This window comes from Burkholderia sp. PAMC 28687, assembly GCF_001577465.1.
Taxonomy (GTDB): domain Bacteria; phylum Pseudomonadota; class Gammaproteobacteria; order Burkholderiales; family Burkholderiaceae; genus Caballeronia.
Genome location: NZ_CP014505.1, coordinates 336,788 through 349,561 on the forward strand (window position 1 = coordinate 336,788; position 12,774 = coordinate 349,561).

General features: G+C 61.4%; 9 protein-coding genes. 4 read left to right on the forward strand and 5 right to left on the reverse strand.

The genetic code is table 11. The features are described from left to right. Positions 1-57: 57 nt before the first annotated feature. A complete protein-coding gene (gene hda, locus AX768_RS01580; RefSeq protein WP_062000685.1) occupies positions 58-777 on the reverse strand; it encodes a DnaA regulatory inactivator Hda in 720 nt (239 codons plus the stop codon). A 237-nt stretch (positions 778-1,014) separates the two neighbouring features. Between hda and purM the strand changes: the two genes are divergently transcribed. Next, positions 1,015-2,085, forward strand: a complete 1,071-nt coding sequence (gene purM, locus AX768_RS01585) for a phosphoribosylformylglycinamidine cyclo-ligase (protein ID WP_061998497.1) — start codon at positions 1,015-1,017, stop codon at positions 2,083-2,085. Between the two features lie 1,007 nt (positions 2,086-3,092). On the opposite strand, the gene AX768_RS01590 is transcribed toward purM, so the two are convergent. The 4 genes from AX768_RS01590 to thiL are packed head-to-tail and all read right to left on the reverse strand — an operon-like array spanning position 3,093 to position 8,567. After that, a complete protein-coding gene (locus tag AX768_RS01590) occupies positions 3,093-6,404 on the reverse strand; it encodes a DEAD/DEAH box helicase (protein ID WP_442857248.1) in 3,312 nt (1,103 codons plus the stop codon). Between the two features lie 55 nt (positions 6,405-6,459). Then, a complete protein-coding gene (locus AX768_RS01595) occupies positions 6,460-6,960 on the reverse strand; it encodes a CinA family protein (RefSeq protein WP_061998498.1) in 501 nt (166 codons plus the stop codon). A gap of 58 nt (positions 6,961-7,018) precedes the next feature. Then, the gene (locus AX768_RS01600) at positions 7,019-7,555 is read right to left on the reverse strand and encodes a phosphatidylglycerophosphatase A family protein (RefSeq protein WP_231941293.1); all 537 of its coding nucleotides are present in this window, start codon (positions 7,553-7,555) and stop codon (positions 7,019-7,021) included. Then, a complete protein-coding gene (gene thiL, locus AX768_RS01605) occupies positions 7,545-8,567 on the reverse strand; it encodes a thiamine-phosphate kinase (RefSeq protein ID WP_062000688.1) in 1,023 nt (340 codons plus the stop codon). Before thiL ends, AX768_RS01600 begins: the two co-directional genes overlap by 11 nt. Positions 8,568-8,812: 245 nt before the next feature. Between thiL and AX768_RS01610 the strand changes: the two genes are divergently transcribed. The 3 genes from AX768_RS01610 (at position 8,813) to AX768_RS01620 (ending at position 12,702) form a co-directional block, all read left to right on the forward strand. Then, positions 8,813-11,119 carry an NADP-dependent malic enzyme gene (locus AX768_RS01610; RefSeq protein WP_061998499.1) on the forward strand — a complete coding sequence of 769 codons (2,307 nt, stop codon included), beginning with the start codon at positions 8,813-8,815 and terminating at the stop codon, positions 11,117-11,119. Between the two features lie 639 nt (positions 11,120-11,758). Beyond that, positions 11,759-12,139, forward strand: coding sequence for a ribonuclease (locus AX768_RS01615; RefSeq protein ID WP_082771456.1), 381 nt, complete (start codon positions 11,759-11,761; stop codon positions 12,137-12,139). Between the two features lie 5 nt (positions 12,140-12,144). Continuing rightward, positions 12,145-12,702, forward strand: a complete 558-nt coding sequence (locus tag AX768_RS01620; RefSeq protein WP_062000690.1) for a barstar family protein — start codon at positions 12,145-12,147, stop codon at positions 12,700-12,702. Positions 12,703-12,774 lie beyond the last annotated feature (72 nt).

Here is a 12,774-nt window from a genome sequence, read left to right on the forward strand (position 1 = left end):
GAAGCGGGTGGAAGCGTTCGGCGGGCTGTCGGGACGGCGCGTGCCTGCCGTCCAGGGTCAGAAAAGCTCGGTTTGCGGGCGCGGCGCTTCATCTTCCTTTTTGGCGAGCATCGTACGCAGCAAGGGCAGGGTGACCGCGCGCTTTTGCTCCAGCGAAAAGCGGTCGAGTTCGTCGAGAAGCTTCATCAGGCTTGGCATGTCGCGCCGGAAATGGGTGAGCAGGTAGGCCGGCACATCATCCGCCAGATCGATACCGCGTTCGCGCGCCGCGTGTTTCAGCGCGGTGGCCTTGCTTTCGTCGGAAAGGGGCGTGAGCTGGAAGACCAGTCCCCAGCCGAGGCGCGTGCGCAAGTCTTCTCTCACCGATAACCCTAGCGGCGCCACGTTCCCCGTCGCCACGAGCGCACTGGAAGGATGGGCGCGCACCTCGTTGAACAGGTTGAAAAGCGCGATTTGCTGTGCGCCCGAGAGGCGTTCGCAGTCATCGACGGCGTAGATGTTGGCGTTCGGGTCGAAGGTGAATGCGGCGAGCGGCGCCTGCGGACTCAGGAAACGCGCGCGGCCGTTGGCTTCGTGCATCAGCGCCTGCAGCAGGTGGCTGCGGCCGCTGCCCGCCTCGCCCCAGACGTAGAAGGTCCGGTCGGCCACCGGCCCTGCGGCGAGCGCGCCTTCGAGTTCGCGCAGGCGCGTGACCAACTCGTGGTTGCCGGCGGCGAAAAAATTGTCGAAGGTGGCGAGCGGCGGCGTGCCGAGATCGAGCGTCAGTTGGCGTTGCACGGGCAATCGGTTCCGTCAGGGCGTGTCTTGAAAACGGCGCGCTCAACTTTGCTGATGTCCGGCATGAACCGGTGCAAAAGGCATTGAGCGCAAGGTCGAGACACCCGCCGGATAGGCGTGAGTCTCAAAAAGGGGTGGAACGGTACTTTGGAGCCGCGGCCGGGAACTGCGAGAAATCAGGTTGGACGGCCAGCATCGGTTAAAATCTCATTTTACCGACCTTCTCGCCGATCCCCCATGAATCAACCGAAATCCGCCCCAGAGCGCACGGGCGCACCCGCCCAAGGTTTGTCCTATCGCGATGCGGGCGTGGACATCGATGCCGGCGACGCGCTCGTCGACCGGATCAAGCCATTTGCCAAGAAAACCATGCGCGACGGCGTGTTGGGGGGGATCGGCGGATTCGGCGCGCTGTTCGAAGTGCCCAAACGCTACAAGGAGCCGGTGCTCGTGTCCGGCACCGACGGCGTGGGCACGAAGCTGCGCCTTGCGTTTCAACTGAACAAGCACGATACCGTCGGCCAGGATCTCGTCGCCATGAGCGTGAACGACATTCTTGTGCAAGGCGCCGAGCCATTGTTTTTCCTCGATTACTTCGCCTGCGGCAAGCTGGATGTGGATACGGCCGCGACTGTGGTGCAGGGCATTGCGCAGGGTTGCGAGCTCGCCGGTTGCGCGTTGATCGGTGGCGAGACCGCCGAAATGCCGGGCATGTATCCCGATGGCGAATACGATCTGGCGGGATTTGCGGTTGGCGCGGTGGAAAAGAGCAAGATTATCGATGGCTCGACCATCAAGCCGGGCGATGTGGTTTTGGGTCTGGCTTCGTCGGGGATTCATTCGAATGGGTATTCGCTGGTGCGCAAGATCATCGAGCGGGCAAAGCCGGATCTGAATGCCGATTTCGATGGCCGAACGCTTGCTGATGCACTGATGGCGCCGACGCATATTTATGTGAAGCCGTTGTTGTCGCTGATGTCGCAGATGGCCGTGAAGGGCATGGCGCATATCACCGGCGGCGGGCTGGTCGAGAATATTCCGCGGGTTCTGCGCGATGGCTTGACCGTTGAGCTGGATCATCGGGCGTGGCCGCTGCCGCCGTTGTTCTCGTGGCTGCAGAAGCACGGCGGTGTGGCTGATGCGGAGATGCATCGAGTGTTCAATTGCGGGGTCGGGATGGTCGTTGTTGTTGATGCGGCTGACGCCGAAGCTGCAACGGGGATCTTGTCGGCGGCAGGGGAGCAGGTTTGGGCGATCGGGCGGGTTCGGGAGTCGAAGGCTGGTGAGGCGCAGACTGTGGTGGTTTGAGTTTTCGCTGGCGCTCGGAGAGGGGTTTTGGTCGGTTGCGGTTGGGGTTGGGGTTGGGGTTGGTGCTGGGTTGCTGCTTTTTAGGCTACCGCGCGGTTTGATCTGGCTGATTTTTTTAGCACTATTAGCCACTGTGCGTGGCGGCACTTCATTTCTTTGTCCAACGGCGACAAAGAAACGAAGCAAAGAAAACGCCTTTCCACCGACGGCACATAAGTGTCCCGAGCGTGCAGTGATAACTGTTTGGTACTTCACAAGAACGCTCGACGCCGCAATCAAGAACACTTGAAACCCTCCCCCTCCGAAAATGGCAACCCACACGCTTCGCCACCAGTGTGGGAATCCGCTAATTAGGCCTCCGCGCTGCGCGCGCTGGCGCCCAAACGGAGGGCAAGGCTGTACTGGTTCCGTTGCGCCCGCGCCTGCCAGGGATCCCGGTCGCGAAGCCTCGGGTTCAGGATGCTGTGGAGCCGTTATGGGCTTCGCCGTTAGTATGCCTTGGCGAGGTTTTCGTATTGACTGCCACAGTTACTGGTGGCGAAGCGTGTGGGTATCTGTTGCCGGAGGGGGAGGGGTTCAACTGTTGGTGGTTATGGCGTCGAGCGTTCTTCTGAAGTACCAAACAGTTGTACGTGCACGCTCGGGACACTTAAGAATTCGCGGTTGGAAGGCGTTTTCTTTGCTTCGTTTCTTTGTCGCCGTTGGACAAAGAAATGAAGTGCCGCCACGCACAGTGGCTAATGGTGCGAAAAAGATCAGCCAAGACAGAACGCGCGAAGACCTAAAAAGCAACAACCCGGCATCAACTCCGACCACAAAGAACACTGTCCCAAGCGCCAGTGCAAAACCCGTGAAATGAAGTGCCGCCACGCACAGTGGCTAATGGTGCGAAAAAGATCAGCCAAGACAGAACGCGCGAAGACCTAAAAAGCAACAACCCGGCATCAACTCCGACTCCGACCCCGCCCCCCCGCCCAAGGCGCCAAAAAGCGTCCAAAAAATACACATCACCCCTGAGGCATTGGCGCCAGCAACGCCTCAATATCCTCCGCCGAGAACTTGGCCCCGGCTACTGCGTCCTCACGCAGAATACTATCGGCGAGAGCGGCCTTACGGTCCTGCATCGCCACGATGCGCTCCTCAATACTCCCCGCCACGATCAACTTGTACACGAACACCGGCTTCAACTGCCCCAACCGATGCGCACGGTCCGTCGCCTGATTCTCCGCCGCGGGATTCCACCACGGATCGTAGTGAATCACGGTATCGGCGGCGGTCAGGTTCAACCCAACTCCACCTGCCTTCAAACTGATCAGGAACAATGGCACTTCGCCATCCTGAAAACGCGTCACCGGCGTCACGCGATCACGTGTATCGCCCGTCAACGTCACGTACGGCAAACCGGCTTCATCGAGCGCGGCGGCGATGATCGCAAGCATCCCCGTGAATTGCGAAAACAGCAGCACACGCCGTCCTTCTTCAAGCAACTCCGGCAGCATATCGAGCAGCAAATCAAGCTTCGCCGATTCCTCCACGCGCTTCGCCCGCGTGAGCTTCACCAGCGACGGATCGCAGCAAACCTGACGCAGCTTCAACAACGCCTCCAGCACGACGATATGGCTGCGCGCCAAACCTTGATCGGCCACCGCCATTCGCACCTTTTCCTGCATCGCGATTCGCACGGTCTCGTATAAATCCCGCTGCGAACCCTCGAGCGATACAGTCCGCACAATAGTCGTCTTCTGCGGCAATTCCTTTGCGACTTCGTCTTTCCTTCGACGCAACATGAATGGCCGGATCCGCCGCACGAGCAAATCACGGCGCACCGGGTCCTCGTATTTTTCGATGGGCGTGCGCCAGCGTTTGGTGAAATCTTTCTGCGTGCCAAGGAATCCCGGCAGCAGGAAATCGAACTGCGCCCACAACTCGCCCAGGTGATTTTCAAGCGGCGTACCCGTCAGACAAAGCCGATGCCGCGAACTCAAATCACGAATCCCCTTGGCAGCCTTGGTCGCGACATTCTTCACGGTCTGCGCTTCGTCGAGGATCAGCAAGTGATACTCGTACAGCGACAACATGGCCAGGTCGCGCCACAACAGCGGATACGTGGTCAACACGAGATCGTGCTCGCTGATCTGATCGAAGCGATCCTTGCGTTGGGGGCCATGCAGGTCGAGCACGCGAAGATCGGGTGCAAACTTCTTCGCTTCCTCTCGCCAGTTGTGAACGAGCGTAGTCGGCAGCACTACGAGCGCGGGACGGTCGAGCCGGCCCGATTCCTTTTCAACGAGAATGTGGGCGAGCGTCTGCACGGTCTTGCCGAGTCCCATGTCATCGGCAAGCACGCCGGACAGGTTGCGTTCGCGCAAATACTGCATCCAGTTGAGGCCTTCGCGCTGATAGACGCGAAGCTCTGCGTTCAAGCCGCGAGGGACCGGGACTTCACGCAATCCCGGTCCTTCCTGCAATCGTTGCGCGAGTTCACGGATGGAGACATCACCGTGGAACTGCCAGCGGCCGGTGTCGGTGAGCGCTTCCAGACGGCCGGCGTCTTTTTCGGAGACGCGCAGCGGTTGCGTACCGAGGGTATCGAAGAGATCGATCAGCACGCGCACCACCGGCTTGATCCGCGATGCACGCAGCCGCAGTCGTTCGCCGAGATCGGTGTTGAGTTCGATGCCTTCGTCATCCGGAATCGAATCGATCGCCCCCGCCAGCCAGCGCCGGTCGCGCTGGAACAGGTCGGCGAGCAGCGGCTCCAGCCGCACGCTCCGTTCCCCGACGGCAATGCCGAGTTCGAGGTCGAACCAGCCGTCGGTGCTGTGGTGCGCGGTGCCCTGGATATCGTCGATCTCGATGAAATCGAAGCGGAATTCCGGCGACATGGAAATGCGCCAGCCGTCCTCGCGCAACGACGGCACGGTGTCGCTCGTGAACAAGGCCCAGGCGGCCGATGCCGGCAAGCCGAGCACGCCGGCCGGAATGGCCTTCGGTCCGAAGCGCTGGTGCGCCGGAATCTTGCGAAATCCAAGCTCGTAGAGCTGGTTCGAATACCGCGTTTCCACGTCGTGACGGCGCTTCACCTGGACCATGTCGCCGGACTCCGTGCGCAAGATCGTAGTGGCGTGCGTGGGGTCGATGCTGAAGCCGCTGTAATCGAAACTCAGCAGGGCGAAATCCAGCACGCTCGCCCCCGTGCGTTCCTCACGCGGCCGCCATGTTCCGCTGATGGACTGCGTGTCGAGCACGAGCACGGGCACCGGTTCAATATCGACGATCTGTAGATTCAGCGTTTCGTGGCCCGGAGGCGGCGGCAGGTCGGACGCGACCTCGCGCAACATGGCGCCGACAAGCGGCGCTTCGGCGAGCGAGATGGGCGGCATCGCGAGGTAATCGACGAGTTGCCGCGCCGGCTGAGGCATGTCGACGATGCCGGCTTCGCGCGTTTCGGCATCGGCGAACCACAACGGTTCGGTCGTGATGACGAAGGTCGATGCCGGCTCCGTTTGCAGCACGGGCCGCACGCGGTCGTCCGGGTCCGGCGTCCATTCAATGCGACCCGGCCGCGCTTCGCCCTGCGTCAACGGCCGGCGCGGTTCGCCCACATCCCGCGACGAAGGCGTGGCCGTGAAAAGGCGTCCGGTTGCGAGCATGCGCTGCAGCAGATCCGCGCCTTCTTCGCCGTGCAGGGCGAAGCCGCCGAAGTCGTTGCGCGTGCGTCCGATGATCAGCGCACGAAGAATGGTCAGGTCGTCGTCACTGACGAATTTCGGCTGTTTGACGAGCGCTGAGTCGAGATTGGTCCAGGGCCGGTCGAGCGTCTGGAGCGAGCCGTCCGGACTCAGGCGCACCTTGTGCAGCGCGACCTCGGGCATGCGCATGACGCGCGACGTGCCGAGCACGTAAGCGAGCGCCAGGGCGCCATTTGCTTCGGTGGTTTTCTTCGCAGCCGTACTGCGTGTCGATGCAAACCGTGAGCGAAATCCTTCAAGCCAGCCGGCGACTTCGGCGCGTACTGAGTCGGGTTCCTCGGGTTTGTCGCTGGCGGTCGCGAGCAACGCGGCGGCAGCGTGCTTGCAGCCGAATCCGACCGGGCACGAACAGCGGCCTTGGGCTGAGATCGCGCCACGGTCGTCACGGAACTTCACTTCGACGTGATACGGCTGGCGCTGGGTGCCTTTCACGTCGGCACGCAGAACGTCGTTGTCCCAGTGCAGGTGCCTGACTTCGTCGACGTACCCGCGCGCCTTGGCCACGGTAGATGCGCCGAGCCATTTGATGATCTGAGCCGTGTCGTAGGCAAACGCCGGCATCAGCATGCCCACCCATGATTCGCGGTTCCGGTTTTTGCCTGTCTAGCCAACATCCGCTTGTTCACCGTTCCCTTCGTTCTAATAGTTCGAGCAGACCGCGCAGCGCATGCGCCGCTGCCTGGGTGCGGATCTGTTCGCGGTCGCCCTTGAACAACTGCGTCTCGACAGAGGTATGCAGCCGGTTGCTCCATGCAAATGAAACCATGCCGACCGGCTTGGTTTCCGTACCGCCGCCCGGACCCGCTACGCCCGTAATGGACAGCGAAACCTGCGCCCGGCTGTTCCTGAGTGCACCTTCGGCCATGGCCTTGGCAACCGGTTCGCTCACCGCGCCGTGACGCTCGATCAGGTCGGCCGGCACGCCGATCATCTCGGTCTTGGCGGCATTCGAATACGTGACGAACCCCCGCTCGAACCACGCGCTGCTGCCGGAAATATCAGTCATCGCAGCCGCGACCATGCCGCCCGTGCACGATTCCGCCGTCGCGAGCATCAGGCGCTCATCACGCAGTTTGTTGCCGGCACGAATGGCGAGCTGGTGGACGACTTTATCGGTGGCCATGATGGGACTCGCTAGTGGGCTGATCGTGTGGGCAGGAGAGAATCGATAACGCGCGGCATCAAATCGTCATGCGCCACAGCGCGATCACGAGCAACGAGAAAAACGCGGCCGCGATGTCATCGAACATGATGCCGAAGCCGCCCTTCAGATGACGATCGAAATAGCTGATGGGCGGCGGTTTAACCATATCGAAGAAGCGGAACACGATAAACGCCCACAACTGTCCGGTGAACGTGGCGGGCGTGACAAGCAGCAACACGAGCCAGAACGCGACGATCTCGTCCCACACGACCGGCGACGGATCCTCGATACCCATTTTCTTCGCCGTGAAGCCGCAGAACCAGCACCCGGCGACGAAGCCCACGGCGATCAGCACGGCCCATTCGGCAACGGTGAGGTACGGGTTGAACGCCACGAACGACGCCCACGCGAACAATGTGCCGACGGTGCCGGGCGCAACCGGGGACAAGCCGCTGCCGAAACCCAGCGACAGTATGTGAAGCGGATGCGACAGCATGAAGCGGGCGCTCGTCCGGCGCTTTGGCTTGGGACGCGGTTTGTCGTCGATAGTCTCGGTGATCGGGTCAGTCTGCATGAAAGTGGTCGTAGCCCGATGCCGTAAACGATACGGGACCGGCATGATTGCGCCAGTCGATGGCGGGCGTGTCAGTGAGAGCAGCAAGACCCTCGATTGTACCGATGCGCGTCACGAGCACGCCCACCTGCTTGGCCGCGCGTTGGATTTTTGCGCGCGCCTCGACTGGCGCGGTAAAGCAGAGTTCGTAGTCGTCGCCGCCGGCGAGGACGCACGGCAACTGGGCGGCCGCCGGCAATGCACCGATAACGGGGGAGCGCGGTACGAGATCCACGTCGACGGTCGCGCGCATGTTCGAGCGCTTCAATATGTGCAGGAGGTCGCCCGCGAGGCCGTCGGAGAGATCCAGCGCGGCGTGCGCCACGCCGCGCAACGCAATGCCGAGCGCCACGCGCGGCTCGGGCTGCTCGAGCGCCTTGATCGCGATGGCTGCGCTGGCGGCGTCTTTTACTGACCACTCCTGCCGCTTGATGCCGAGTCCGGCGCGCGCGTTGCCTAGCTGTCCCGAGACCCAGATGTCGTCGCCGGGGCGCGCGGCGTCGCGGCGCAACGCGCGCGCGGCAGGAACGTCGCCGAAGACCGTGATGCTGATGGTCACGTGCGGTCCGCCGGTCGTATCGCCGCCGATCAACTCGCAGCCGTGCGCGTTCGCCATCCGGAAGAGGCCGTCGCTGAACGCCTGGAGCCAGCTTTCCTCGGCTTTGGGCATGGACAACGCAAGCGTGAACGCACGCGGCGCGGCGCCCATTGCGGCCAGGTCCGAGAGGTTCACGGCGAGCGCCTTGTGGCCGAGCGCGAACGGAGAGACATCGGGGAAGAAATGGCGGCCGGAGACAAGCATGTCGGTGGAAATCGCCAGTTGCTGACCGCGCTTGGGCGCGAGCAACGCGCAATCATCGCCGATACCGAGCGTCGCGCCCGCGCCCCTACCCGAGTTTTGAGCCGCCGGTACGCGGCGCGTGGTCGCGGGTTGGGAGAAATAACGTTCGATCAGGGAAAACTCTGAGAGCATCGGCAGTCCGGCAATGTCGAAAGAGAGTTGGAGACGATGCGCCCGCGTTCGCGCACGTTTCATCTCGATAAAAGGATTTAGCGGCGTAAACCGCTGGCAGCCATGTGCTTTCCGCCGGCTTTCGAGGCCTTGTCCGAATGGGCCATGCGTCGGGAATTGCGGGTATCACCTTCTGGGACGGCCTTTGATTGGCGCTACAATGCGTTCGAACATCTATTCTAATCTTGCCTAAAGCCCGCCGCCTCATGACCACGCCAGCAGACAACGCCAAAGCCAAACTCCGCGAAGCCGCGCTCGATTACCACGAGTTTCCCACCCCCGGCAAAATCGCGATCGCCCCGACCAAGCAAATGATCAACCAGCGCGATCTGGCGCTGGCCTATTCGCCGGGCGTCGCATTCGCGTGCGAAGAGATCGTTGCGAACCCGCTGAACGCCGCGCGCTTCACCGCGCGCAGCAATCTCGTCGGCGTGGTGACGAACGGCACGGCTGTGCTCGGGCTTGGCAACATCGGGCCGCTCGCGTCGAAGCCGGTCATGGAAGGCAAGGCTGTGCTGTTCAAGAAGTTTGCGGGCATCGACGTGTTCGACATCGAGTTGAACGAGATGGACCCCATGAAGCTCGTCGATGTGATCTGCGCGCTCGAACCCACGTTCGGCGGCATCAACCTCGAAGACATCAAGGCGCCGGATTGCTTCATCGTCGAGCGCGAGGCCCGCAAGCGCATGAAGATCCCGGTGTTCCACGACGACCAGCACGGTACGGCCATCGTGGTCGCGGCGGCGATTACCAACGGTCTGGTCGTGGTCGGCAAGAAGATCGATGAAGTGAAACTCGTGGCGTCGGGCGCGGGCGCCGCGTCGCTTGCCTGTCTCGACTTGCTGGTCGAACTCGGCATGAAGCTCGAGAACATCTTCGTGACGGATCTGGCCGGCGTGGTCTACAAGGGCCGAGTGGAACTGATGGACCCGGACAAGGATCGCTTTGCGCGCGAAACGTCCGCACGCACGCTTGCCGACGTCATCGAAGGCGCCGACGTTTTCCTCGGCCTTTCCGCTGGTGGCGTGCTGAAGCAGGACATGGTGAAGGGCATGGCGCCGAAGCCGCTGATTCTCGCGCTCGCTAACCCGACGCCGGAAATCCTGCCGGAACTCGCACTGGAAGTCCGACCGGACGCAGTGCTGGCAACCGGCCGCACGGATTATCCGAACCAGGTCAACAATGTGCTGTGCTTCCCGTTCATCTTCCGCGGTGCGCTGGATGCGGGCGCGAGCACGATCACGCGCGAGATGGAAATTGCCGCCGTGAACGCGATTGCGGAACTGGCGCGTCAGGAACAAAGCGATATCGTGGCGACCGCTTACGGCATCCAGGATCTGTCGTTCGGTCCCGAGTACCTGATTCCGAAGCCTTTCGATCCGCGCCTGATCGTGAAGATCGCGCCGGCCGTTGCGAAGGCGGCCATGGATTCAGGCGTGGCGACGCGTCCTATTGAAGACATGGATGCTTACGAGCAGCACCTGCAGCAGTTCGTGTATCACAGCGGCACGACCATGAAGCCCGTGTTCCAGCTTGCGCGCAGCGTCGAGCCGGACAAGAAGCGCATTGTGTTCGCCGAGGGCGAGGAAGAGCGCGTGTTGCGCGCGGTGCAGATCGCGGTAGACGAGAAGATCGCCAAGCCGATCCTGATCGGACGTCCGGCCGTGATCACGCAACGCATCGCCAAGTACGGTTTGCGTCTGACGCCGGGCGTGGATTTCACTGTGGTGGATACGGATCACGACTCGCGTTATCGCGATTTCTGGCAGACGTATCACACCATGATGGCCAGGAAGGGCATCAGCGCGCAGATGGCGAAGCTCGAAATGCGCCGCCGCACCACACTGATCGGCTCCATGCTGGTGAAGAAGGGCGAAGCGGACGGCATGATTTGCGGCACGATCAGCACGACGCACCGGCATCTGCATTTCGTCGATCAGGTGATCGGCAAGAAGGCGGGCTGCAGCGTGTACGCGGCCATGAATGCGCTGGTGCTGCCGGGCCGGCAGATTTTTATTGTCGACACGCACGTGAACGTCGACCCGACGCCCGAGCAGCTTTGCGAAATCACGATCATGGCGGCGGAAGAAGTGCGCCGCTTCGGGATCGTGCCGAAGATCGCGCTGCTCTCGCATTCGAACTTCGGCACGAGCAACGCACCGTCCGCCATCAAGATGCGCGAGACGCTGGCGCTGCTGAAAGAACGCGCGCCGGAGCTGGATGTGGACGGCGAAATGCACGGCGACGTGGCACTCGACTCGCGGTTGCGCGCCGAAGTGCTGCCGGAATCAACCCTGGAAGGCGATGCAAACCTGCTCGTGCTGCCGAATATCGATGCGGCCAACATCTCGTACAACCTGCTGAAGACGGCCGCCGGTAACAACATCGCCATCGGTCCGATTCTTCTGGGTGCGGCGCAGCCGGTTCACGTGCTTACGGCGTCTGCAACGGTGCGACGCATTGTCAACATGACTGCGTTGCTGGTTGCGGACACGACGGCTGTAGCGCGTTGAGGTAAATCAAGCTCGCAGAAGTTGCGGGATGCGTTGGTAGAAAGGGGTTGCGGAATCGTCGCAATCCCTTTTTTGTTGGGCGGCCGAAAAATAGACCGTGGCTGCTTCAGGCCAAAAAAAAAGCGTGCCGGATCATCCGGCACGCCTCGAGGCATGCAAGGGGATTTGCTTGTCCTCCAAACAGCAGTGGTTCCGATCGTCAGACCGTGAGAGCTTTCCCCAGAGAGGCGACACTGGGTCCACTCCCCAAGCCACGCATGAGAGAATTATTAACCCATCCAAGATAAAAACATCTCAGATCAGTCCGATATTTGATGCCGCCCTAAATTTGATTGCGGTCGGAAAACGCCGGTGGGCCTGCAGCCCGGCCTGACGGCAGGGGACCGGAGCTGATTAAAAACCGGGCATCGCCTGAACCAACGTTGATTCCGGCTGTCATTAGCGATACCCTTACGTCTTTCATGGTCGTCAATTTTTGGGGCTTTAAGCGGGATGGGTTTTGTGAAGCGCGCATGGGTTTGTGGTTTCCTGACGGCGCTTTTGGTGGTGCTGAGCGGCTGCGGCAAGAGCGCGCCGGACTCGCCAAGCCCGGGAGGCAACAGTCCCGCAGCAGCGTCGCAGGCCCAGTCGCCGCTCGCAGTGCAGGACAAGAACAGGCCGCAAAGCGATCCGCGCAGAGAGAACAGGCGCGATGCCGCATCAGCGGGTTTGGAGTCGTCACAGACGACTGTCGACGCTGCGCAATTGCCAAAGCAGGCGGTTGTGACGTTACGGCGGATCGAAGCTGGCGGACCTTTCCCGTATGAGAAAGACGGCATTGTGTTTGGCAACCGCGAGCGTATGCTTCCGCCGCATCCGCGCGGCTATTACCGCGAATACACCGTACCTACGCCGCGCGCCCGTGATCGCGGCGCACGCCGGATCGTATGTGGAGGGCCGCGTCGGCAGATCGACAACTGCTTCTACAGCGACGACCATTACGTGAGTTTTAAACGCATTGCGGGATTAACTTCGGGATGAACGGCATGAGCGACAACATCTACGCGCACGACAACGGTGTCGCGGGTGATCTTTTCGCCGGCGATGGCAACATGTTCCAGCGCGTTTTGCGACTCCGCACAACAGACGAAACGAGACCCGACAACGAACCGAGCACGGCGCTGTCATCATTGAACGAGGGGTCTATGAGTCTTTTCAAGACAGTACGATCGAATATCGTGCAGTCGATTCGCGCTTTTCGCGTTCAGGATCTCGCCGACGAAGCGGGCAAGCTCGGCCAGCATTTCCTTTACGCCTACTGTGGTCAGGCGCAGAGCAAGCAGGAAGTGCTCGAAACCATCGCGACGTCCTTCTTGTTTCCCAAGCACTTTGGCAAGAACTACGATGCGCTCTACGACAGCCTGACCGACTTGGTACAGAAAGCCGGATCGCAACCAGGATTCGTGATCGTTCTGGAAGCACTGCCAGTGGCGCAGAAATTCGACAAGGAAGGGCGCGAAACCCTTTTGGACGTGTTCCGTGAAGCGGCGGAGTTCTGGGCGGAACGACGTGTGGCTTTCAGGGTGTTCTACTCGTTCGCCTGACGCGTTTGCCTGACTCGTTTGCGTGGATTACGCAGGTTTCATGTCTGACAGATAAGCCGGCCGGCGCCTTTT